The sequence below is a fragment of the Staphylococcus sp. GDY8P45P genome (genome assembly GCF_017892745.1).
GTDB classification, from domain to species: domain Bacteria; phylum Bacillota; class Bacilli; order Staphylococcales; family Staphylococcaceae; genus Staphylococcus; species Staphylococcus cohnii.
This window is the reverse complement of the sequence record NZ_JAESLS010000004.1, coordinates 501,506-527,302: the sequence shown is the minus strand read 5'-3', so window position 1 is coordinate 527,302 and position 25,797 is coordinate 501,506. Positions and strand designations below refer to the sequence as shown.

The 25,797-nt window shown below is 31.5% G+C and carries 21 protein-coding genes; 7 read left to right on the top strand and 14 right to left on the bottom strand.

All coding sequences use genetic code 11. The features are described from left to right. Positions 1-105: 105 nt before the first annotated feature. The 3 genes from KA873_RS02680 to KA873_RS02670 all read right to left on the bottom strand — a co-directional run bounded on the left by KA873_RS02680 (position 106) and on the right by KA873_RS02670 (position 3,794). Positions 106-1,314 (bottom strand): putative multidrug effflux MFS transporter TcaB, encoded by a 1,209-nt coding sequence (locus tag KA873_RS02680; protein ID WP_119517692.1) that lies wholly within the window; start codon positions 1,312-1,314, stop codon positions 106-108. A gap of 263 nt (positions 1,315-1,577) precedes the next feature. Beyond that, complete coding sequence (locus tag KA873_RS02675) at positions 1,578-2,966, bottom strand: membrane-associated protein TcaA (protein ID WP_107385107.1); 1,389 nt, start codon at positions 2,964-2,966, stop codon at positions 1,578-1,580. Positions 2,967-3,329: 363 nt separating this feature from the next. Continuing rightward, positions 3,330-3,794, bottom strand: coding sequence for a MarR family transcriptional regulator TcaR (locus tag KA873_RS02670; RefSeq protein WP_107385132.1), 465 nt, complete (start codon positions 3,792-3,794; stop codon positions 3,330-3,332). A 223-nt stretch (positions 3,795-4,017) separates the two neighbouring features. Between KA873_RS02670 and KA873_RS02665 the strand changes: the two genes are divergently transcribed. Then, positions 4,018-4,989 carry a YdcF family protein gene (locus tag KA873_RS02665; RefSeq protein ID WP_107505118.1) on the top strand — a complete coding sequence of 324 codons (972 nt, stop codon included), beginning with the start codon at positions 4,018-4,020 and terminating at the stop codon, positions 4,987-4,989. Between the two features lie 164 nt (positions 4,990-5,153). On the opposite strand, the gene KA873_RS02660 is transcribed toward KA873_RS02665, so the two are convergent. Both KA873_RS02660 and KA873_RS02655 read right to left on the bottom strand, forming a co-directional pair. Next, on the bottom strand, positions 5,154-5,822 hold the full coding sequence (locus KA873_RS02660; protein WP_107505119.1) for an ABC transporter ATP-binding protein: 669 nt from the start codon (positions 5,820-5,822) through the stop codon (positions 5,154-5,156). Next, positions 5,822-6,874, bottom strand: a complete 1,053-nt coding sequence (locus KA873_RS02655) for an ABC transporter permease (RefSeq protein ID WP_107385695.1) — start codon at positions 6,872-6,874, stop codon at positions 5,822-5,824. Before KA873_RS02655 ends, KA873_RS02660 begins: the two co-directional genes overlap by 1 nt. Before the next feature lie 155 nt (positions 6,875-7,029). Here KA873_RS02655 and KA873_RS02650 point away from each other — a divergent pair, with 155 nt between their 5' ends. Both KA873_RS02650 and KA873_RS02645 read left to right on the top strand, forming a co-directional pair. Then, complete coding sequence (locus KA873_RS02650; RefSeq protein ID WP_107385696.1) at positions 7,030-7,704, top strand: response regulator transcription factor; 675 nt, start codon at positions 7,030-7,032, stop codon at positions 7,702-7,704. Beyond that, positions 7,697-9,061: a sensor histidine kinase gene (locus KA873_RS02645; RefSeq protein ID WP_107385137.1), complete on the top strand. Its 1,365-nt coding sequence runs from the start codon at positions 7,697-7,699 to the stop codon at positions 9,059-9,061. Before KA873_RS02650 ends, KA873_RS02645 begins: the two co-directional genes overlap by 8 nt. Before the next feature lie 215 nt (positions 9,062-9,276). On the opposite strand, the gene mqo is transcribed toward KA873_RS02645, so the two are convergent. Continuing rightward, positions 9,277-10,755 carry a malate dehydrogenase (quinone) gene (gene mqo, locus KA873_RS02640; protein WP_107505120.1) on the bottom strand — a complete coding sequence of 493 codons (1,479 nt, stop codon included), beginning with the start codon at positions 10,753-10,755 and terminating at the stop codon, positions 9,277-9,279. A 394-nt stretch (positions 10,756-11,149) separates the two neighbouring features. Between mqo and KA873_RS02635 the strand changes: the two genes are divergently transcribed. Then, positions 11,150-12,301, top strand: a complete 1,152-nt coding sequence (locus tag KA873_RS02635; protein WP_107385697.1) for a glycosyltransferase family 4 protein — start codon at positions 11,150-11,152, stop codon at positions 12,299-12,301. Between the two features lie 380 nt (positions 12,302-12,681). Here KA873_RS02635 and KA873_RS02630 read toward each other — a convergent pair whose 3' ends face one another. Then, a complete protein-coding gene (locus KA873_RS02630) occupies positions 12,682-14,286 on the bottom strand; it encodes an L-lactate permease (RefSeq protein WP_107385698.1) in 1,605 nt (534 codons plus the stop codon). Positions 14,287-14,561: 275 nt separating this feature from the next. Here KA873_RS02630 and KA873_RS02625 point away from each other — a divergent pair, with 275 nt between their 5' ends. Continuing rightward, positions 14,562-16,259 (top strand): CDP-glycerol glycerophosphotransferase family protein, encoded by a 1,698-nt coding sequence (locus KA873_RS02625; protein ID WP_107505121.1) that lies wholly within the window; start codon positions 14,562-14,564, stop codon positions 16,257-16,259. A gap of 340 nt (positions 16,260-16,599) precedes the next feature. Here KA873_RS02625 and KA873_RS02620 read toward each other — a convergent pair whose 3' ends face one another. Further along, positions 16,600-17,424 (bottom strand): hypothetical protein, encoded by an 825-nt coding sequence (locus KA873_RS02620; protein WP_107505431.1) that lies wholly within the window; start codon positions 17,422-17,424, stop codon positions 16,600-16,602. Positions 17,425-17,693: 269 nt separating this feature from the next. Next, positions 17,694-18,212, bottom strand: a complete 519-nt coding sequence (locus tag KA873_RS02615; protein ID WP_107384985.1) for a GNAT family N-acetyltransferase — start codon at positions 18,210-18,212, stop codon at positions 17,694-17,696. A 253-nt stretch (positions 18,213-18,465) separates the two neighbouring features. Here KA873_RS02615 and KA873_RS02610 point away from each other — a divergent pair, with 253 nt between their 5' ends. Continuing rightward, positions 18,466-19,455, top strand: coding sequence for an acrylyl-CoA reductase family protein (locus KA873_RS02610; RefSeq protein ID WP_107504847.1), 990 nt, complete (start codon positions 18,466-18,468; stop codon positions 19,453-19,455). Between the two features lie 215 nt (positions 19,456-19,670). Then, complete coding sequence (gene glcP / locus KA873_RS02605) at positions 19,671-21,035, top strand: glucose transporter GlcP (protein ID WP_154409439.1); 1,365 nt, start codon at positions 19,671-19,673, stop codon at positions 21,033-21,035. A 678-nt stretch (positions 21,036-21,713) separates the two neighbouring features. Here glcP and KA873_RS02600 read toward each other — a convergent pair. The 5 genes from KA873_RS02600 to KA873_RS02580 form a co-directional block, all read right to left on the bottom strand. Continuing rightward, positions 21,714-22,115 (bottom strand): GNAT family N-acetyltransferase, encoded by a 402-nt coding sequence (locus tag KA873_RS02600; protein WP_107384987.1) that lies wholly within the window; start codon positions 22,113-22,115, stop codon positions 21,714-21,716. 58 nt (positions 22,116-22,173) lie between these two features. After that, a complete protein-coding gene (locus KA873_RS02595; protein WP_107385700.1) occupies positions 22,174-23,205 on the bottom strand; it encodes an NAD(P)/FAD-dependent oxidoreductase in 1,032 nt (343 codons plus the stop codon). Between the two features lie 191 nt (positions 23,206-23,396). Continuing rightward, on the bottom strand, positions 23,397-23,810 hold the full coding sequence (locus KA873_RS02590) for a DUF2871 domain-containing protein (RefSeq protein ID WP_107504848.1): 414 nt from the start codon (positions 23,808-23,810) through the stop codon (positions 23,397-23,399). 116 nt (positions 23,811-23,926) lie between these two features. Beyond that, positions 23,927-24,511 (bottom strand): YcnI family copper-binding membrane protein, encoded by a 585-nt coding sequence (locus tag KA873_RS02585; protein ID WP_107504849.1) that lies wholly within the window; start codon positions 24,509-24,511, stop codon positions 23,927-23,929. Between the two features lie 11 nt (positions 24,512-24,522). Beyond that, positions 24,523-25,779 carry a copper resistance CopC/CopD family protein gene (locus tag KA873_RS02580; protein ID WP_233422649.1) on the bottom strand — a complete coding sequence of 419 codons (1,257 nt, stop codon included), beginning with the start codon at positions 25,777-25,779 and terminating at the stop codon, positions 24,523-24,525. Between the last annotated feature and the right edge of the window lie 18 nt (positions 25,780-25,797).

Genomic DNA, 25,797 nt, shown 5'->3' with positions numbered 1-25,797 from the left:
CAACTTCTGCTCTGTGGATTAAAGTTGAATTAACTTTAAGTATTTGAGCTGAAGCTCATGTATCAGTTACTGCCAATGTAACACCAAGATTTTACACATATGCACTTATGCTCTTTTCCTTGTTCTAAACACAAAGTAACTCATCACTTGCAGTAATATTAATAACAGACCCGCGATTATGATAATTGTGACATAAGGCACATAATTCCCTTCTCCCATTAAACCTACGAGCGGTGAAACCACCCCTCCTAATAAGTATTGCACAAGTCCAAGTAAACTTGATGCACTCCCATTACCTCCAGTACGTTCATCCATCGCAATAGAAAAACCAAGCGTTGCTACACCAGTAACTGGTGCAACAAGAATGATAAAACCTAAGAATAAAATCCATATTGAAAAATGGTTTAATAAAGTAATCGTTACACTTAAAATTCCTACTAATTGAATCAACGTCAAAATCCGTAACAATGTTTGTCGATTTATATAATCAACGAACTTACCAGTCAATTGACTTGAAATAATGAGACTAATACCAATAATTGCAAACATAATACTAAATTGCTGTGGAGACATACCATATATATGTTGCGTGATAAATGGAGAAGCTGAAATATAACTAAACAAGATGATAAATGTAACACCTTGAATCAACATTGGTAATACAAAACGTGGCGTTACTAATAATTGTTTAAAATTCTTAAATATAATTGCTATATGAGGACTGTCTCTATGTTCGATAGATAATGATTCTGGTACTTTAAACATAGTCCCCAAAAACATAAGTATCCCAAATAAAGTTAGTATGACAAAAACCATATGCCAAGTGGAAAATGATAAGATCACGCCACCTAAAGCAGGTGCTAACACAGGTGCCACACCATTGACTAACATAAGTAAAGCTAAAAATTTTGTTAATTGTTTGCCACTGTACAAATCGCTAGAAATCGCCCTAGAAATAACTGCGCCTGCGCCTCCACAAAAACCTTGTACAAACCTTAAAATAATCATCCACCATATATTGTTTACAAAAATAATACCTAAACTTGCTAATGTAAATAACAACATCGCAATCATAAGTGGTTGCTTACGCCCGATTGAATCAGAAAAAGGACCCGTGAATAAATTCCCAACGGCTAAACCAATCATAAATAAAGATAAAGTTAATTGTGAAGTTGAAGTTGTCGTATTAAAATCAGACTGAATTTGAGGTAAACCAGGTAAAAACATATCAATCGATAAGGCACCAATCGCAGTTAACGCACCTAGAATTAAAATAAAAATGAATGATTGCTTTTGTTGTTGATTATCTATCATTTTATACCTCCTTCAAAAATTACTTGAAATATCCAATTCGACGATATTTACACTTGTTTATGTATTGTTAACTAACTTATTACAAATTATTAATTAATAAGCATTATTACTATTATAGCTTTAGCTTAAAAACAAAGAAAGTGTCAATTTCTATTAACTATTATAGAAATTGACACTTATTCATGAGTCAGTGTTGGCTTGTTTCCAGATTCCTCTGCTTATCCACTACTCCATATATTATTATCAGCAAGCATATCTTTATATTACTCTTCCGAATATTTCACAACTTTAAGGTTACTGGCATCATCATCGCCTTCAAGTTGGTAATCCACTTCGCCATATTGACCATTTTCTTTGACGGTTTGAGCTGTAATATAAAATGTTTCACCTTGTCTCACAATTTCAGTGATTTGTGGCTGAGGTAAATAAAATACAGCATTTTCTTTCACATTATTTTTTATAGATTTATAGTTATCAGTATTTTTTTTCAAATAAGATGAAACTAATTTAAAGTTACTTTGACTATGTGCATTATTCATTGCAGCAGTATAATTACCGAAAAAACGAGCCACCTTATTTCTGAAGCTATTTTCTTCTTTTTCTTTTTTATCTACATAGTCTTGAATTTCATCACCATCAAAGTTCAATGTTACATATGTTTTATCCTTCAAGTTATCCGTTTTAACAGTCGTTTCAGCTGATTTAAATGTCTTTTTCTTCGCTTCTCCTTCAGCAGAAACTGTTAACTCTTGTGTTTTTGGATATGGTCCTATTTCTTTATTATCAGCATAGTCATATGTTTTATCATTCACTTTCACTTTAACAGTATCTTTATCTATTTCAGATGCACCTTTCAAATCTAAGACGATATAAGCTTCATTAAAATCTTCTGATACATCAACTGTCTCATGATTACTATTATTAAAATTAAATTTGAGTTCACCGCTAAACTGTCCGTTAGCCATCTCTTTTTTAGACTCTATGACGTAATCACCTGGTATAAATTCACCGAGTACTGTCGTCTTATTCTTCTGTGCATGTACTGTTCTTTGTTTATCATTTGCTTTGAATTTGTAAGTTGTATCGTACTTAGGCTTTACAATCGCTTCTTTTGTAGGCGCTGTAAAACTCATATTATCAAATATCAAGTAACGTCGCCCATTTTTGCTGATACGCAAAACTTTTTCACCATTTTTTGCTGTTACAAAGTCTTCTTCACTAGTCTCATTTTTATTTAATGATTTTATTTTTTGCTTAATATCTTTCGTATATTCTTTCATGCCAACTTCTTTTTTTATATATTTAATATAAGCTTTTGCCTCATTTTCATCTACACTATTATTTTGCGTGCTTAATAAGGTTGATAATTTTTGAGTATCATTATTGTCTACTGCGTTAATTAATATTTCCGATTGTGCTTCCGGCGAATTAAAATTTTTCAATAAGATAAATATAATAACCAGCAGGATAATGATAAAAGCTGCAATACCCCAGGGAATAATTTTCCTTGCTTTGCTATTAACAGTTTTTTTATTTTCTTTTGAAGTTCGAGTCATTTTTTCGTTACTAGTCGACTCTAAACGATAGCCACAATGACTACATCTTCGTTGTCCTATCCTTATGTTTCCCCCACATTTAGGGCACTTTTGCATTTTATCACCACGCTTAGTCCTTATTTTTTACATTATCCCGTTATTTTAACATAATATATTCATAAACTATACGGCTTTATCAAGCCGTTTTCACCAATTTTTTGTAGTTTTTTAATTAAGTAAAATTCATTTTTACACTACTTTATTTCTATTATATGTACATGAATAAGTAAAAGATATACATCATTAGTCCAATGTCTTTTTACAATTCCTTTAATTTTTTCTTCAATCTTATATAGTTGTTCTTTTAATGAGGCACTTCAAATAAATCATTTTTACATGGACACATCATTCTAGTTATTGAAATATGTTTTAATTAAACGCATTTTGCTTTACTTAAAAATATTATCATTGTTTTTACTATTAAACACTGTGTTTCAAATTGAAATTTTTTAATCTTTGATCAATAATCTCTAAAACATATCTTGCTTGTTCGATTTGTTCATCCGATAAGTCGTGTAATATATCACTGACAATTGTATTGATAATTTCCTTACTTTGTTTATTAAATTGTTTACCTTTTGCTGTTAATTTAATATATTTTAACCTTTGATCTGCATTTTCTTCAGCTTTCTCCCATTGCACTACTTCTGCTTGTATTAATTTTTTTATTCTCCGGCTAACGGCAGCTTTATTTACGCCTTGTCTTTCAGTTATTTCTGTTAATGTCATTGCTTTTTCGTTTTCTAACATTAATATAACATTGGCTTGCTCTTTTGATACGTTATAGTCTTCTCTTAGTTCTTTTAACAATTTAGCTAATAAAGTATTCACATCATTTATAAACTCACCCATAAAATCAATATGACTACTTAAATTTTTAACCATAACTTCTCGCACCTCTACTATTCTAGCTCACATAAGTAAACGTTATTTTTTTTATATTATGTTAATAATATCAATATTCGAGACGGTATAAAAGCAGAAATTTCTAACCGCTGCGTTTTTAATTTTTAAACCTATCTAAATTACAATCAACAATACCTATAAAATTTGATTAATTTTAAGAATTGCTCTACATTTAAAATATTATAAATTTTCGGGGTGAACCATGTATACGTTGTCTTTAATTATAAGTTTATTTATTTTATGTGGTTTTATTGCTATGTATAAGAATTTAAAATTTACTACTAATTTAACTTTTTTTGTAATTCAAATCATTTTAGGCTACATTGTTATCATCTTACATGTAGGTAAGTCATCTTTGCCGATCCCTCTAATCATAACGATGTTTGTTGGTGTATTGCTTTTACAGATCAAACATCATCATCTATTTAAACATAGTGTAAGCACACTTTTTTTGCGCCGTTTATACGCTATAGCATATAAGGTATTACTGTTCATGATTGCTTGTGCTTATATTAGTCTAATTCCTGTGGGCATCAATGTGATTTTTTATTGGTTAGCCGCTATTGCCTTTAGTGCATGTTTCACCTTCATTTGTTATGCACTTTGTGCCTCTGCCTTTTCAAATGTTACGTATAAACAAGATTTTGACGTCATATTGGTGTTGGGCGCAGGTATTTTTACAGAACAAGTAACACCTATGCTTGCTAAAAGATTGGACAAAGCTATAACGTTATACCATTTACATCCAGGCGCACATATCATTGTTAGTGGTGGGCAAGGACCTGACGAACCAATTTCAGAAGCCTTGGCTATGTATCGATATTTAGTGCAAAGAAATATTAATCCTTCAGCAATCATACTTGAAGACCAATCGACGAGCACTTATGAGAACCTTAAATATACGAAAGTGCTCATTCAGCAATTATTTAAATATGAACCAAATATCATATGTGTCACTAGTCAATTTCATATTATGCGCGCTTTAAGGTTTGGACAAAAATTAAATCTCAATTTAAAAGGTGTCGGCAGTCATACACCTTATCATTTTTTTGAAATTGCATTAATCAGGGACTTTTTAGCCATCATGTATCAATATAAGCTTTTACTAACTTGTTTTTTTGCAGTGTTATTTTGGGCATGTATAATGGCACTGTGGCATATACCAACCATTTAAAGTCATTAACTACGAAATAATATGTGGATACTACATTCGATTGAATGTGCAATGCTATTCATAAAAAAGGGAGTGGGACAGAAATCTAATTTTATTAAAAAGATTTCTATCCTACTCCCATTTAATTTGAAAACACGACTTTTATCATGTCTCTTTTAAATATACTATCGATTAACAATGACACCATCATCTAATTCGATTACTCTGTCAGCATAATCAAATAGTCTTTTATCATGTGTAATCATAATACCTATCATATTTTTACTTTGAATTTGATTTTTAATCATATCTATCACTTCTGTAGCACGTTCGGCATCTAAGCTTGCAGTTGGCTCGTCAGCTAATATTATTTTAGGATTATTCATTAATGATCTCATGATGGCAACACGTTGCTTTTGTCCACCTGAAAGTGTGTGTGGAAATACGTTTAACTGGTCTGCTAAACCGATTTGTGTTAATAATTTTTCTGCTCTATCAGTGGCTTCTTTTTTAGCCATTCCCGCTTCTTTACCTATAGTTATTAACTGATCTTTAACTTTTAAATACGGTACTAAGTGTGAAGATTGAAATATAAATCCAATTTCATTTAATCTTAGTTCAGAAGCTTTTTTATCACTATCGTATAAATGTTCACCATTATATAATATTTCTCCACTACTTTGTGACAATAATCCACCTAAAATAGTTAAAAGCGTCGTTTTACCAGAACCTGAGGCTCCATTTAAAATTATAAATTCTCCATCATTCACTTCAAAATTGATCCCTTTTAGTACTTTAGTTTCGGAAGAGCCTTTACCAAAAGATTTTTTAATATCTTTAACTTGTAAACTCATTATTCTCCACCTCCTATAGCTTCAATAGGGTCTACTTTAAATAATTTAATAAATGATAGTGCTGCACCGACAATTGCAACAACTATGAAAATACCCACGACTAATAATATATTTGTAACAGTTACATGGAAAGGCATAGAAATTGGCATTACTAATGACAATCCACTGATTAACGCCACAGAAATAATAACTGCAATCATTGTAGTTATTAATATTTGAATGATTAATGCACTTAATAAATGTCTTGTCTTAATTCCAATTGCTTTTAAAATACCGATTTCAGGAATTTTTTGTATCGTCATAACATAGAAGAATGCACTAAGGACTATAGCAGAAATAACAAACAAGCTAACTATCATCATATTAAGTGGTGCTTGTTCTGCTTGATAACTTGGTATTTCACTTGTGATATCATCTTCTGTAAATACATCTATACCATTAATATCTTCTAATTTATTCATCTGTTTTTGTGACATATCTTTAATTGGATAAACAGTACTCACATTTTTATTCAATTCATCAAATCCATTATTATTCATCATAACCACTGAACTATGAGAATACATTGTGTCATCCAAAACACCTGAAACTTTTAACGTTTTACCGTCTTTAATTTTAATGTTGTCTCCAACATCTACCCCACTTGCAGTTAATTTACTATTAATTGCAATTTCATTGTCTTTTTTAGGATAATGCCCTTCTGACAATTTGGGTTTTTCATTTTTCACTGTATTCGTCATAACAACATCTTCTTCATCTTTATCAATTTTCAAAGTTTGAGATGCTATTTTTAAAGGTGACTGCCCGCTAATATCTTCAATCTTCTCTTGCTGTTCTGGTTTAATAATTGATTTTTCAATTTGTGGTGTTTTGTTATTTTGCATCACATATTTTTCAGCTTTCATATTGTCTAACATAGAAATATTTTCTCTTGCTAAACCTTGTGCCAACCCACTAATAAATAGAACCATAACGCCTAATAATAATATAATTAACATGATTAATATATAACGAAATTTATAATATTTTATTTCTTGCCATGCTAATTTCATAGTGATTCACTCCCTTTCAAGAACTTATATTTAAAGTTTAGTCTCTGTATATGAACTCAATATGAACTATGATTAACTTTTTGAAATATTTCCTATTTGTTAAGTTAAATTTTTCCATATATAATGTCTGTAAAATGATTAAGGAGATTTTGAGCATGACAACTTGTTTAATTGTCGATGATGACAGTAAAATTTTAGAATATGTTTCAAATTATATTTCACGAGAAGGATTAGATGTAGTAACACAATCAAGTGCTGAAAACGCATTGTCATATTTAGATACACATCAAGTTGATATTGCTATCGTAGATGTAATGATGTCTGGCATGAGTGGTTTTGAATTATGTAAAATTTTAAAAGAAGATTTTGAAATGCCAGTTATTATGTTAACAGCTAGAGACGCACTTAGTGATAAAGAACAAGCTTATTTAACTGGCACAGACGATTATGTTACCAAGCCATTTGAAGTGAAAGAACTTATCTTTAGAATAAAGGCCGTATTAAAACGCTATAATATAAATGCTAATAATGAGTTGAAAGTTGGAAATCTTACGCTTAATCAAGCTTATTTAGAGCTTCAATCTTCTACTAAATCAATGAACTTGCCAAATAAAGAGTTTCAACTCTTATTCTTACTTGCCTCGCATCCAAAACAAGTATTTAACCGTGATGATTTGATTGAAAAAATTTGGGGGTTTGATTATGAAGGTGATGAACGAACAGTTGACGTACACATTAAACGTTTGAGAAAACGTTTATCGAAACTAGGAGCTACTATTACAATTCATACAGTGCGTGGCTTAGGTTACAAGGTTGATGACAATGTTTAAATCACTATATTCACGTATTGCTATATATACAATCGTCATCTTACTATCAAGCGCTGTGCTTAGTTTCCTATTAACTAACGTCATTTATCATAATCATTTAAAAGAGAATAATGATGCTAAAATCATGAGAACATTAAAAGATGCAATTTCTTATGAAAAGCAATCTAAAATACAATTGCCAAAACCCTTTTTCGAACACCTTGGACAGATGAATTATCAAGTTATGACCGTATCAGAAAATGGTAAAAAAGCTTATTATGGTACTGCATTTAGAAAAGACAATGTTGACTCGAAAAATATTAAATCTGTCTTAAAGGGAAATGACTATCACGGGATAAGCAATTTACCATACAATCCTTTCATCACTGGATTCTTTGAAAATACTACTCAAAATACTGTTGGTGTGCAATTTCAATCCAATGGTCATAACTATGCAGTATTTATGAGACCAGACATTGGAAAAACATTTAGTGAATTTAGAATTTTCTTAGTCATATTAATTACACTATTATTAGTCATCTCAATCATTTGGGTTATTTCTTCAACTTACATGATTATTAAACCAATACAACAGTTAAAACAAGCGACTGAAAGATTAATGGAAGGCAATTTTGATGTGCCAATAGATATTAAGCGTAATGATGAATTCGGCACGTTGCAATACCGTTTTGATAAAATGAGACTTTCTTTAAAACAAGTAGATGACATGAGACAACACTTTGTTCAAAATGTTTCACATGAGATTAAAACACCCTTAACGCATATTCATCATTTACTTGATCAATTAAAATTTACAAAAAGTGCCACAGAACGAGAACAGTATATAGACGAAATATACCAAATTACAACGCAACTAAGTGAATTAACAAAAGAACTTTTATTGTTATCAGAAATTGATAATGGGGAGCATCTAGAATTAACTGATCATATCGAACTCAATAAGCTCATTAAACAGATTATACGTCATGAACAATTTGCGACGAACGAAAAAGAGTTAATTATTATGTCTGATTTAGCTAATATATCATTAATAGGAAATGAGCGACTATTAAATCAAGCATTTCAAAATTTAATAACTAATGCGATTAAATATTCAGAACAAGGTGGTACAATTGACATTACACTCACACATGATACTGATCACATTCGTTTTAATATAACTGATGATGGTCAAGGTATGACACCAGAAACTCAATCTCGTCTATTTGAACGTTTTTATAAAGCAAGCAATCATGATAATAGTAATGGCTTAGGCTTAGCAATTGCTAAAGCTATTTTTGAATTACACAATGGCACAATTGAAGTATCAAGTAAGAAATATGAAGGTACTACTTTCACTGTTAATATCAATAAATAACAAGCGTGTAAACGCCTAGAAAACCATATGTTTCAGAGGCCACGGGTTCGATGCTCGAACCATCATACAACATACTTGTGGTATACATGCACGATCAAAATTTCAAGATTTAAATATAAAGAAGCGCTAACCCGTAATGGATTAGCGCTTCTATTTTAAGTATGGAAATTTATCTCGCAAGAACTTCATTTAATAAAATGAGTACATCATACTTATTAATTAATTTTTAAGTTTTTAGTTATTTCTTTATTAATTTGAGTGTATAAAGCTTCATTTTCTGATAATTTCATACCAAATGAAGGCACTATTTCTTTAATTTTTTCTTCCCAATTGTTAAATTCATCTTTGTAACAACGTTGAAGTACATCAAACATGATGTCAACTGCAGTCGAAGCGCCTGGAGAAGCGCCTAAAAGTGCTGCTAAAGAACCATCTTCAGAAGTAATAACCTCAGTACCAAATTGTAAAGTACCTTTTCCTTTATCAGTATCTTTAATGACTTGTACACGTTGTCCTGCAACTACAATTTCCCAATTTTCACTTTTAGCATTTGGCACAAATTGACGTAAATCTTCCATTCTCTCCTCGTTTGACAGTGTTAGTTGAGAAATTAAATATTTAGTTAAGTTCATTTCTTTAATTCCTGCCGATAACATTGTTATAAGGTTGTTTGGTTTCACTGATTTTATTAAATCCATATTTGAACCTGTCTTTAGGAATTTTGGTGAAAAGCCAGCAAATGGTCCAAACAATAAGGTACGCTTGCCATCAATATAACGTGTGTCTAAATGTGGTACTGACATCGGTGGCGCACCAACAGCTGCTTTTCCATAAACTTTCGCAAGATGTTTTGAAGTAATAGCCTCGTCTCTACAAACTAAGAACAGACCACTTACTGGGAATCCACCAATATGTTTAGACTCCTTAATGCCTGTTTTTTGTAATAAAGGTAAACTCGCTCCACCGGCACCTATAAATACAAAGTCGCTATCTACTATTGTAACTTCATCCGTTTTCAAATCTTTCACTTTAACTTCCCAAGTTCCATCTTTACGTTGACTCAGATTTTCTACTTCATGTTCGTAATTAAGTTCTACGTTTTTATCTTCTAAATTAGAGAATAGTTTTTTTGTTAGCGCGCTAAAATTTACATCAGTCCCCGTTTTGTCATATGTAATAGCCATTGGTATATTTGATGTGCGCCCTTCCATAATCAACGGTGCCCATTCTGAAATTTGATCTTTGTCATCCGTAATTTCCATATTACTAAACAAAATATTTTTATTTAATCTTTCAACACGTCTTCTTAAAAAATCTACATTACGTACGCCCTGTACAAAGCTCATATGTGGCACAGGTTTAATAAAAGCTTCTGGTTTTGATAATTGACCTTGCTTAACAAGGTAATTCCAAAATTGCTTTGTAATTTGAAACTGTTCATTAATTTTAACAGCTTTAGTAATATCAATTGATCCATCTTTGTTTTCGTTTGTATAATTTAGTTCGCATAATGCAGAATGCCCTGTTCCTGCATTATTCCATGCATTCGAACTTTCTTCTGCTGGTGTAGATAATCTTTCAAACATTTTAATGTCTTTCTCAGGTGCAAGTTCTTTTAATAAAGTTCCTAGTGTTGCGCTCATGATACCGCCGCCAATTAATATGACATCTGTTTTGCTATGTTGTTTACTCATAACAAACACAGTCCCCCTTTTATATATGTTTATAGACACGTTATCTTTATCTAGGAAAATCACAACCATGATAAAGCGTTTTCTATAGTAAATGATTTAAATCTTAATCTACTATAATTATACGAAGTACTTAAAAAATAGCAGAATCTTTTGGTACACTTCTAATTATATACGTTATTGCCCTATGAAAAAAGGGCTTTCAGTAATTCTACTTAAATTATGTTAATACCTGTTAACTATCATTGCTATGATACGACTTAAATTACTATTTTAAATTTAAATATATTGAGCAAATTACATTGTGTCTCATATAACCTTCATTACTTTATCAATCACCTAAATTTCATGCTATAATAAATTCTAATTTAATTCTTATACTTTTGGAGGTATTCCAATGAAATCTATCACTTTTTTTACGCATAACTTATATGCTATGGGTGGTACCGTTAAATCTATTTCTCAATTAGCTAATGTTTTGGCTGAAAAAGGCCATCAAGTTGAAATCATTTCCGTTTTCAAAGGGGCTTCTAAACCTTATTTCAAGCTACATAAATCTATTAAAGTGCGTGCTTTAACAGACTATCAATTACAATTTTTTAATATTAAGGATATTTTTTTCAATAGAATCCACAAATATACCTCTTTTTCTAAACCAAAATTAATTTCTCAATATGAACCAGGACTATATCAGTTTTCACATTATATTGAAAACAAAATGATTAAAGCAATACGTAATGTTTCTACTGATATACTCATAGGTACACGCGCGAGTTTCAATATATTAATTGCTCACTATGGTTCACAAAATGTAGAGAAGATTGGTATGGAGCATATGAATTTTGAAGCACACAACATTGCTTTACAAAGAGAAATTGCAGATGCTTATCAATATTTAGACAAAGTAACCACACTAACAGAAAGTGATAAAAGTAAATATGAAGCTTTCATTCAAACTCCTGTTTATGTCATACCCAATATTTTAAATGAACCTCGCCTCTCAGTATCAAAAGATAAAATCATCACTGCTGCAGGACGATTAGAATACGAGAAAGGATTCGATCTATTAATTCAAAGTATCATACCTATTCAACAAGAGGTCAGACGTTTTAAATATCAAATACACATCTATGGTGATGGAAAAGAACACGAACTCTTACAACAATTAATCATAGAGCATCAACTGGCAGATATCATAAAGCTTTATGGTTCAACTCAACAATTAAACGAAAAATTAGCTAAAAGTGATATTACAGTCATCCCCTCTCGTAATGAAGGTTTCGGAATGGTGATTTTAGAAGCAATGAATCAAAGTAATGTTGTGGTTAGCTTTAATGGTAACGCTGGCCCAGATGCACTGATACAAAATAACGTCAATGGATATTTAGTAGCACATGGAAATGTAGAAGATCTTTCTAATAAACTACTACGACTTATAAACCAAGAATTTAATAAACAAGCGATCATAGAAAATGGATACCAAACTGTTCAATCATTTTCATCAGATTCTGTCTACCATTACTTTCAAATGATGATAGCGTCGAAATAAAAAAGAAACTTTTAGTTTTTTCCATATGCCAGCTTTAGTACATTATTTCACTATGATTCCATTTATCAATTGATTTATTCACCATAACAAACAACGCCACTGTTAATTATTATATATTAAATATTGGTAGTGATTTGTCCGTCTCCTGTGGGAATATCACTAGCCGAAGACTACAAGCTAAGGCAGTGCCCACGGATAGTGGGCACAAAAAAACTGTCAACAAAGTCGGAAACTTTGTCGACAGCCTGAATGAAGCCATATGGCTTCTTTTTTTCTATCTTTATATTTAACTTCGTGTTTCGATATAATACCAAATCAAAGCAGCCTTAATTCTGCGTATTTACAGATAACTGACTAGCAAACATATCAATGCTGTTGTTTTAATGAATGATAAAGCTCAACATAAATGTCCATAAACATACAAAGATAATAAATGCAAAACTATAACGCAATGTCATTTTTAATAATTCCGATTCCTTACCTACCTGTTGTACAGATGCAGTTGCAATAGCAATGGACTGAGGTGAAATCAATTTAGCTGCTACACCACCAGCAGTATTGGCTGATACAAGTAATGCACCACTTGTACCAATATTATTAGCTACTGCTGCCTGTATCGGAGCAAATAACGTATTATTATTTGTCACAGAACCAGTTAAAAATACGCCGATCCAACCTAAAACAGGTGATAATAGAGGGAAGACTGATCCTGCCTTAGCAATACCTTCACCTAAAGCATTACTTAAACCTGCATAAGTCATTAATTTAGAAATAATTAAAATAATACAAATTGTAATAATAGGCAACCATAATTCTTTAAAAGTTAATTTTAACAAACGTGTTGCATCAAGCATATTCACTTGTTTTGACATCAATATAGTTATTAAAATTACTAATAAAATTGCTGTACCAGTTTGTCCAATGATATTGAGTGGCAATGTAATTGCTTTATCAGCAATAGCGCTATACGTACCTGGAAGTTGAATATTAAATACTAATGCACTCAATGCACCATTAGATGTGAACAGTCCTTTAAATTGTGGTGCGCTCCAAACCATAACCAATACTGTTAAAATCACAAATGGACTCCACGCATATATTAAAGTTTTAAAATTATGTTTTACAATAGTCTTAGGTTCTCCGCTATCTTTCAATCTAAATATATTTTTTGGTTGATGTTTTTTAGAATATACTGCTAAAGCTAACATTGATACTAACGGTGGGATAATATCAGCTAGTTCTGGTCCAATAAACACCGTGATCAAAGCTTGTAGTATGGTAAAAGTCCCACCAACAATAAGGATTGCTGGTAATGTTTCTTTAATACCTTTAAAACCATCAATAATCCATACTAATAAAAATGGTATAAACATATTCATAACCGATAAAGTTAAAGCCGACATTTGAGAAACCGCAAAACCTGTAACATCACCTGGCAAACCAAGTGTATCAATTACAGTGACAGGTAAACCAATAGCTCCAAAAGCACCAGCTGAAGCGTTGGCAATTAAACATAACATTGCAGCTTCTAAAGGCTTAAAGCCCAACTGAGTTAATAATAAAGCACATATCGCAATCGGTACACCAAAACCTGCTGCACCTTCTAAAAATCCATTAAATGCAAAACCTATGAGCAATAATTGGATACGATGGTCTTGAGATACACTCGCAATACTATCTTGAATCTTATCAAATTGCCCAGTTTCATTTGTAACTTTATATAACAAAACTGCCATAATTACAATATAACCAATTGGAATTACACCTTGGAAAAATCCTTCAATTGATGCACCTGTAGCGATATTCATAGGCAATTTGAATATCGTTATGGCAAGTATCAACGTAACGACTAATGTCGTAATTGAAGCGTATATCCCTTTCATTTTAAAAATGGTTAAACATAATAAAAATAAAATGATAGGGATAGCAGCCACAATACTGGATAATAATACATTGTTAAAGGGGTTAATACTTTCTACAAACATATATACTCACTTCCTATACTTAAAATAATTAATCATCCTTTTATTTGTGAATTATTTCACATAAATTATAACATCTACTTTAAGTAAAATACAATAATTTTCAAAAAATTAATAGCCCAAAATTAAAGTTTTTTAATTTTCTAATAAACTCCAATTGAATATATATCAATTCAGGCGCTGTACGTCAGTAATGATATGAATATCAATGTTTCTTTTATCTATGACATATTAAATGATAAAATAGGGATAATAATATTTAAATAGAGGGATTATAAATGATAAAGCAAATAGAATTTTCAACGTGGGACCTTTTAGCTCAGCATCTTGAGAAAGCTACAGCGGAAGGATATTCTCATTTTGTATATATAGATCAAAATAGTGAGATTTATCAATCAATGTTAGAGGCAGTTACACTAAGACCCGTCACTATCGTTGCAGATTATACAATCAATCAGCAATATTTAAATGATTGCCGATATTTCGGTAAATCAGAAATCACTTTTAATGATTGGATGGATAATCTAAATCATTTTCCAAATATTATTTTTCATATAGAAACTGCTCAAAAAATAATAAACAAATATACAGTTAATAATATATTTGATTTAGCATTATTATCACTTTTACAAGATGATGTTGCTACAGATAGCCATGTTGTTTTTAATTTCAAACATACGTATACAACTAGTGATGCTGTTTGGAATTGCATTCAAGCGTTCACGCCATTAAACACTACTAAATTTAATTTAAACAAATTAGCCTTTGAACATAAACACACGTTACCATTTAAAAATAGTGAAACATTAGCACCTAATAATGATGATATTCGATTTACAGATAAAGTGCTTAAAAATACTAAATTCAAACTTCCACATTGGCTTTATAATTTAATTCAACATCATTACGAAAAAAAACATGATGAAATCAGTTATATTTACAAAAAAGATAAATCGAAAGTTAAAAATCATATTGTCTTTTTAGGTTTTGATTATGGGTTCCGAGGTAATTCTCGCTATTTATTTAATCATTTTGCAAAATATTTTTCTAAATTACCTATATTTTTTATAACTAGTGATGTAAATGGACCTAATTTTATTGATCCAAATGATGCGAAAGCAAAAAGTCTCATCGAAACAGCAAGTGTGGTCATTTTAGAAAACGATATACCCGATGATATCAAACCAAATGGTACAATTATACAACTGTGGCATGGCACACCTATAAAAAAACTATTTTTAGATAGTCATGAACCAAATGAAAATCTCAATATTTATAATTATCGCGCACGCAAATATAATAAATGGTTACAACAAGACTATTTCATCAGTGATTCCGAAGCCATTATGGAACATTTTAAATCTGCATTTCCACAACAACACACACATTTATTAAATTGTGGTTATCCAAGAATTAGATATTTATTAGATAAACAATCTGATCAACCTTATATCTCATTCATTAAGAAAGAATTAAAGCTAGACCCACAAAAACAAACATTACTTTACGTTCCTACATGGAAAGCAGCAAATGAAACAACCGATTTATTACCAATTAGTGATGGTTTATTAAATAAATATAACGTTATCTTTAAGGGACATGTCAACGATCAATCTAACTATATGCCTGAAAATGCTATCATTGCACCTTCACATATAGAAATTCAAGATTTGTTGTTAGTATCAGATACAGTATTGACAGACTATTCTTCAATTATTTTTGATGCACTCACGATTGATAAAACTGTCTGCCAATATACGCCTGATCACGAAAAATATGTTTGCGAACGTGGTGTTTATGAAGATGTTATGCATTCTCTTTCTACAGTTCGATATAGTGATTCAAAAGCACTTTTAAATGATTTAATCAGTCATCAAATGAAAGATATACACAATAATCCATTTATAAACAAAGACAATCATGCTTTTGAAACGATTTCCCATATTATTCAAAAGTCTATTAATTCCAACACATAAACTTAATAATCCATTTATAAACAAAGACAATCATGCTTTTGAAACGATTTCCCATATTATTCAAAAGTCTATTAATTCCAACACATAAACTTAATAATCAAAAATACAGTCAACGATTTGTTACCGACTTTAAACTTCAAAGTTTTCATATTCCAATGTTAACTTTGGAGTTTTTTTAAAATATAAAATATGTTTTAAGTGATAACAATAGTAACATGAGTATATACTGCAAAGTTAAGCAAAAATAAAAAGAAGCAAGTTAGAAATCAATTTTTTTCAAATTCATTTCATCTACTTGCCTCTTTATCATATTAAAAAACTTGCACTATTTTATGATTCTTTATTGTTGATATGCTGGGTCAACTACTCTAACAGTACCTTGTTGGTCAACTGTTACAATTGAATAACTACCCGGTTGCGCTTGATTTTGGAAACTAAAAATATAGCTATAATTGCCTTCACTACCTTCAATAGCGTAATCATTATAAGGATTAGATTGGCCATTTAACGCATTAACTTCTGCAGTTGCATTATCTAATGAATTTTGGAAATTAGGCAATGACTGTAAAGCTGTTTGGGCGTCAGTACTACCTGAAGTAATGTTTTGTGCAACTGGTACTGCATTTTGACCTTGATAAGGTGCCACATATTGAGAAGTTCCACTGTTATTTGTGTTACCCTCATTTGAACTGCCTGCACTATTAGATGCTTGGTCAGCGTTACTATTTGCATTACTTGCTGTACTATCATTGTTATTCGTATTGCTTGAATTATCATCATTATTTGAAGTACCGCTATTGTTAGCACTTCCATTGGAACCATTTGTCGAACTATCATTGGCATTGTCACTATTTCCAGAATTGCCACTGTCATCAGAGCTAGAACTAGAGTCAGAATTAGAGTCAGAGCTAGAACTAGAGTCAGAACCATTTTTATCAGCATCACTATCTGAGTTGCTGTCTGATTTGCTATCCGAATTTTCATCGGAACTATCATTGTCTTTTTTGTCATCACTCTTAGAATCTTTTGAGTCTTTTGATTTGTCATCGGAAGACTGTTTGTCTTTCGAGCTATCATCTTTATTACCACCATTGTCATCACTACCATTAGAACAAGCAGCAAGCGCTAATGTAAGTGTAAGAAAACCTGCTAATAACTTTTTCATATAATAAGCCTCCTTAGTTGTGTCTTTCTCATTGCCTAATTAAAAGTTATGTAATGTATTTAGCAATTAGGATGAATGAGAATTATTATGTTATTCACTATTATTATTAAAATAAACACCTTTTATCAAAACTTTTTTTGAAATAAATATAATTTTTACAAAAACTTAAAACTTTAGAACTTTAATTAAATAATTAGCTTTTATAATAGACAAACAGCGATTCAAAATAATTAAACAGATTAAAGAAAAAATGACTTTTTCAAAAGCTACTATATGTTTTTTTCCATAATTAAATCTGTATCTACCACGTTACCAGTATAAAATTCATGAGAACCTGTTATACGCAATCCTTGATTTTTATAGAAATTTAATGCTTTGTCATTATATTCCCATACGCCTAACCAAATTTTTGTCTTGTACAACTCGCGTGCTTTCTTAATTGCAAAATCAAAAACTTTTTTCCCTTTACCTCCACCTTGTGATTGAGGTAAAAAGTATATTCTTTGTATTTCTAAGTAGTCTTCCCCCATTGCTTCAGTTTGTGCATCATCTATATTCAATTTAAAATAACCTACAATTTCATTATTACTGAGATAAAAATATGTGAATGAATGTTTATTACGTAACTCTTCTTGTAACGTTTCCACATTATATGCCTGTTTAAAATAGATTTCAAAATCTTCCTCTGTATATCCACCATCTCTAAATGTATGTTTGAATGTCGCAATACTAATTTCTCTTAATTGATGTACTTCCGATTCTTTTACTAATTCAATATTATCAGTCATACTTCATCGCCCCTTTTTATCATCTTGTCAATTAGTATACTAAAATGTTAAATATGTTACTATACGACTTAATATATTTTTTTGACAACTTAAAGTATAGCGTTATGACATAAAATTCAAGTCCCCTAAAATTAAAACGCTTACTTTTAAATCAGTGCTTTTACGCTTATTGTGAAATTAACAATAACATGATAAAGTAGTTCTAGTTTTTTAATTGTTCATAAATATATACATAAGGGAGTGCCATAAGGCAATGACTAAAACATTTAAAGCTTTTGTGGTCAATGAACAAGACGGCAAAGTAACAAGCGAATTTAAAGATATGACAATAGATGAGCTTCCAGAAGGTGAAGTATTGATTAAAACAAAATATTCTGGAATTAATTATAAAGATGCACTAGCTACATTAGACAATTCAAAAATTGTTAGCAGTTATCCGATGGTGCCTGGCATAGATTTGGCAGGTGTTGTGGCTCACTCTGACACACATGCTTTTGAGCCAGGAGATGAGGTCATCGTTACTGGTTACGGTTTAGGGACAGACCATTTCGGAGGTTTTAGTGAATATGTGCGCGTAAAAGAAGAATGGATTGTACCTTTACCTAAAGATCTCACACTTGAAGAAGCTATGATATATGGGACAGCAGGTTACACAGCTGGTTTAGCAATTGAAAGATTAGAACATAATGGGCTATCAGTAGAAAAAGATCAAGTACTTGTGAGAGGTGCAACAGGTGGTGTAGGAACATTAGCGATAATGATGTTAAATGGAATTGGATACGATGTAATCGCTAGTACAGGTAAAACCGAAGCTACTGAAGCACTCAAAACGATAGGTGCAAAAGATGTTATATCTAGAATTACCAAAGAAGATAATAAACCTCTAGGTAAACGCACATGGCAAGCTGTTATCGATCCAGTTGGTGGCGACAGTTTTTCACAAGTTATTAAACAACTTAATTATAATGGTAGTGTTGCACTCATCGGCATGACAGGAGGCGCTACATTCGACAGTTCAGTCTTTCCTTTCATATTAAGAGGCGTAAACGTTATAGGTATTGACTCGGTATATACAGAAATGAGACAACGAAAACACATTTGGCGTCGTCTATCTAAAGATTTAAAACCAGACCAATTACATGATATAAAACATAATATAAAATTTAAAGATATTAAAAATAGCATAGATGAAGTGATTCAACATAATAATTCTGGTAGAATTGTTATCGAATTTGACTCATAAGATGATTCTATAAAACTCCGCACATCAAGCAAAAATGGATGTGCGGAGTTTTATTTGATATCAACTTATATAACTATACATTTTTATTTAAACTACAAAAATATTATAATTCATATAACTATATATCAATAGATAAATTTATTATACTTTAACATTTACAATTAAAATATGAAAGCGTATACTTATTATTATTGAATATTATCAGGAGGGTTTATATGGGAATCAAAGTGAATAAAAAGCTCATCTTTTTCCTTGGTGCATTGGGAGGATTACTCTATGGTTATGACATGGGAGTTATATCAGGTGCATTATTATTTATAAAAGATGATATACCGTTAAATAGTTTTACTGAAGGTCTTGTCGTTGCGTCTATGTTAGTCGGCGCTATATTTGGCTCCGGTGCGAGTGGACCTATGTCTGATAGGTTAGGTCGTAGACGCGTTGTATTTATTATCGCTATTATTTATATTGTCGGTGCATTAATTTTAGCCTTGGCACCATCAATGCCAGTATTAGTAATCGGTAGACTTGTTATCGGATTAGCTGTCGGTGGTTCAACAGCAATCGTACCAGTATATTTATCTGAAATGGCACCTACCGAACAACGTGGTTCATTAAGTTCATTAAACCAATTAATGATTACAATTGGTATTTTATCTTCATATTTAATTAACTATGCTTTTACACCAATCGAAGGTTGGAGATGGATGCTCGGTCTAGCAGTATTACCTTCACTCATTCTTTTAATCGGTGTGGCATTTATGCCTGAAAGCCCTAGATGGCTACTTGAACATAAAAGTGAAAAAGCTGCTCGTGATGTTATGAAATTAACGTTTAAAGAAAGCGAAATCGATAAAGAAATTGCCGATATGAAAGAAATAAATGCTATTTCTGAAAGCACTTGGAATGTTTTAAAATCACCTTGGTTACGACCAACACTTATCATTGGTAGTGTATTTGCTTTATTACAACAAATTATAGGTATTAACGCTATTATTTATTATGCACCAACGATATTTAGTAAAGCTGGTCTTGGTGATGCAACTTCTATATTAGGTACGGTTGGTATTGGTACTGTAAACGTCCTTATTACGATTGTAGCGATTATGATTATTGATAAAATAGATCGTAAGCGATTATTAGTAATTGGTAATATTGGTATGGTGGCATCACTATTAATCATGGCAATATTAGTTTGGACAATCGGTATTCAATCTTCTGCTTGGATTATGGTCGCTTGTCTAACACTTTTCATCATATTCTTTGGATTCACTTGGGGACCAGTACTTTGGGTTATGTTACCAGAATTATTCCCAATGCGTGCACGTGGTGCTGCAACAGGAATCGCTGCTTTAGTACTATCGATTGGTAGTTTACTAGTTGCGCAATTATTCCCTATTTTGACTGATGTTTTATCAGTAGAACAAGTATTCTTGATCTTCGCAGCTGTTGGTGTCTTCGCTTTAATCTTTGTCATTAAATACTTACCAGAAACACGTGGACGCAGTTTAGAAGAAATTGAAGCTGATTTGCGTTCTAGAACAAATGCAACAGATGTCAATGTTAAAGAGTCAAAATAAACACTATATTTCTAAATCACAACTAAAATGAGTTTTTATGATATTAAAAAATCCATTCTCAAAATAAGAGAGCTAATCCATCTTGGATTTGCTCAGACTGTCAACAAAGTCTCCGACTTTGTTGGCAGTTTTTTTGTGCACGCTTTCCGCGGGCACTGCCTTAGCCTGTAGTCTTCGGCTAGTGCGCTTCCCGCAGGAGTCGGCCCAAATACTGCCAATATCACACTAAAAATATTATTAATTCAGAGACTATTTTGTCTCAAATCAATGAGACAAACAATCAAAGAAGTTGTGAAAAGTAGATACTTTTCACTCCCAAGAAGCATTGGGGATTGAAACAAATAAATGAAGATTAACACAAGAAAAAGCTATATAAATAAACATTAGACAAACCCTTCGCAAATTAATGCGAAGGGTTTGTTTACGTTCTGAGCTAATCCACCTTGGATTACTCTTTTTGTATCTTGCAAATTAATCGTGCATGCTTCCTTGGGATATGGTTCTACTCGTATCATTCCCCTGAGTGCTAACGCGTATAATTATCGCTAAAAAATGAAAACATTTAATATAAAATAAAAACACGTCAGTTACTATAATGATGATATAGAAATTGACGTGTACTTTCAGAAATATCTATCTCCATGTCACTTCTTTGCATCTTAATATTTTTAAAAATATTTAGTATTTGATATACATACCACAAGAATGAGGTTCCGTAGTCGTAAATCCGAATTGTTCATATAATTTATCTGCCGGATAATCTGCCATTAAACTCACATAAGTACCATCTTCTGAAACAGATGAGATATATTTCATAATATCTGTCATTACCTGTTTACCATAACCCTGACCTTGATAACGTGGTTCTACTGCTATGTCAATAATTTGAAAAGCAGTACCTCCATCACCAATTACTCTTCCCATCGCTATTAATAAGTCGTCATCATATATTGTGACGTCAAAGCATGCATTTGATATCCCTTTTTCTGCCGCCTTTTGTGATTTTTCACTCAATCCAGCTTTTTTCCTCATATTTCTATAATCTTGTACCGTTGGTGCCTCATATTTTACTTTAACCATGTTGTGTCATCCCCCAAACTACAAAGCAAACATTTATAGCATAATCATATAAATGTGTTTATAAATATTTTTTCATCACTACTTTATTAGACTCTTTAAATGCATCATTATGACTAGATACATAACCTTCAGGATCCGCTTCAGGTTCAACATAAAGTTTAGCTAGATTAGCTGCGTTTGCTGCATCACTAAAAGCACTCGCGATTAAATGTGCTTTTGCTTCATGATAAATAATATCACCACAAGCATATAAACCTTCAATACTCGTTGCCGTGTTACCAAATCCTTTAATATTATATTCACTATGCATATCAACTTGAGTTGTAGACTGTTCTAACAATGTATTTTCTCTATCAAATCCATGACTGACAATAACTTCGTCGAAAGATCGTACCTCTTGTTCTCCTGTTTCAATGTTTTCTAATATTACTTGTTCTATACGTGACTGGGTTTCGTCACCTATTAATTGATAAATATGTGTGTTGGCTAACTTTTCCACTGCAAGTTTATTTAATATATCTTTCATTGCTTCATAACCTTTGATATCCGCTTTTCGATAAATTAATGTCACACTATTAGCATAACCACTTAAATCATTCGCCCAGTCTAGCGCAGAATTACCTGCACCTGAAATCAACACATCTTTGTCTTTAAAATGTTTTAAGGACTGAACTACATAATGTAAATTTGTTAATTGATATCTTTCTGCTCCCTTGATATCAAGTTGTTTTGGATTAATGATACCACCACCAATGGCGATGATGACAGATTTTGATTCATATACATTTCCTTTATTGGTCTCTACTTCAAAATGGCGTTCAGCCATTTTTCTAATATCTATAACGCGTTCCTCTAAATTTACTTTAGGATTAAAATGTAAACCTTGACTAACAGTATCTTGAATAATTTCATAACAAGGCTTCGGTGCCAATCCCCCGATATCCCAAATAATCTTTTCGGGATAAACGTGCATTTTACCTCCTAGCTTATCTTGAATATCAATAATTCTTACATTCATTCCTCTTAATCCAGAATAAAAGCTCGCGAACAAACCGGCTGGTCCACCACCGATAATGATTACATCATCCATAATAATCCTCCTACATGTACTACTTCTTAATACCTATTATCCTATTATTGATAATGCTTATCAATTAAAAAGGGAACTTTTTAATAAATAATTACTTTATATGTAAAATGATATAAAAAAAGACGATCAAATTCATAACGATCGTCTGCTATATATAATTATATTTATTTAGAAAAATTTATTTATACAAATTATTTTTCTGTTTTTTTGACAATGGCGTTTTTAAGCAAGAAGAATAATAAAATAAAACCAGCTGTAATTACTGTATGTCCAATACCAGCATAGCCGGCAAATGATTCTGGAACTTTAAGTCCAATAACTTGGTATGTCCCTTTTGTAAACATCATGCCAATCGTCAATAATACACCTATATTATACACAATAAAGAACCAATTAAATAAATAGTAACTACTCAAATTAAATATCTTCGTTACCGGTAATAAAATGAGATGCATAAACATTCCTAATATTAACGTATGCGTATGTACTACAACCAATTGTGTATCACCTGTAAAGTCATAGGCAAGTGTTAATTCACGATAATAAAAACCACTAAGCAATCCTAAGATTGTATAAATTAAAAAAGCGTATAATATTCTGCGCATTCAAAATCCTCCTTAAAAACATTATAAAATAAATCTTCTTAAATTACAGTGACAATTCATCAAACTTCAAAAAAGCTAGTAATCAAAATCTGATTACTAGCTCAATCACTTATACTTTATCTTTCTTTACGAGATTTTTTAAAAATTGCTATTAGCGCTAAAATAATAGCTACGATAGACACAACCCATAAAGCGATAGAATCATTACCAGATTGACTGTTTTCAGAATCAACATCAGCTTTTTTTGATACTTTAGTTACTGGTGAAGGTTTTTCCGCGTCCTCATTTCCATCCCATTTAACGGTTTCTCCATCATCATAAGTTTGATAAGCATCCCACTTAAATTCGCCTTCTTTATCTGGATTTGCTACTTGTATAGGCAAATCAACGAATTCATTAGGTCCAATACCTTTTTCTTTAGCTATCCAAGTTATTTTTGTAATATTACCATCATCATCTTTAGTTAATTTATGGTCAAATGTTTCCTGAGGTGCTACACCTACAACGTTTACACCCTCGGGTACCTTTAACTCTATTTTTGTTGTATTTGCTTCTTTTTCTACTGGAACTCTTACATCGTATTTTTCATAAGAACCTGGTTCACTCGTATCAGGGTTCATTGTCACATGGGCATCTGCACTTTTTGAAAATACTAAAACAGTAAAACAAACTACGAGGGCTAAAATAAATTGTTTTTTCATCTTTTAAGCTCCTATCCTGGAATATTTAATTGACTCATCATTACACCTGCTAATATAAGTAAGACACCTATACTTAGTTCTATGATTAAAGCATATCTATTTGTCTGACGATGCTTACCAAGCGCTCTAGTTGTTTGATAAAATCCTAGCGCCATCATCACAATTGTTAGCAGAACCTTAACAAGTAATAATACGCTCCATGTCTGAATGTTTTGCCATAGTGACAAGACATTCGTTTGATCTATTGACATCAGGACACCTGATATGACAATTAACATGACAGCGCTAATATTTACTTTTAATAAAAAAGGTCTCATTTGATTTACTTCAAATTGTTTTTTACCCAATACCATAATGGTCAAATAAATCAGTGCACCTAACCAAAATGATATACCTACAATGTGTATTACTCTGATGAAAATCGACCATATTGGTATAGACTGAGACCAAGCATGTCCTGACATACTAAGTGTAATTAATATTAGACTAGGGATAAATATGTACCAACTTGTTGCCATATTTTTCAAAGTGAAAAGTAATAGTAATATGATTACTGCAACCACCGTTAATATGAATGGCGTTTGCAATAAGGTGGTTTTTTGCAGACTTAACACATCTGACACAATATCAGAAGATAAAGTCATCATATAAATTAATACTGTGATAATGGAAGTCATAACCAATATTAAAACGGTTGGCAGTGTATACGTTTTTAAATTTAAATGAGGTAATCTTTGTCTTTTAGCTAAGGCGTTAACTAAATATAAGCCTGTAAGTGTAATCAATAGTCCTTCTAATATAAAGCGCGTAACTCCAAACCAAAAGTCTGCTTTTTCATAAAACGGTGGTGCTGTGTCGATGCCATTTGCTGTTTGCTTTCCAACTGAAAATTCAAAACTATCATTGATTTCATGGCCATCTGCAGACATTGTATGCCAATGAATGCTATGTGTTCCTTTATTTAAATTTTCAATTGGAAACGTCAATGTTTGTGAAGACCCTGTTGTACTTGGCTTTACTTCTGTAATTTCAGAACCATTATCATCATAGATTTGTATACTTGAATATTTTGCATGGACTGGTTCATTAAATTGTAATGTTATTTCATTTGGTGCGTTATCAACTACACTGTTTTGCGTTGGTGTGACTTTTTCTAAAGTTGCATGTGCTGATACTTGCTGAGAAAAGATAACAACCCCAATTATCAACGAAATTATAAATATAACATAAGAAAACTTATGGATTTTAAATGTTAATTGCACTTTCATCCCCCTTTTCAAAAAGTT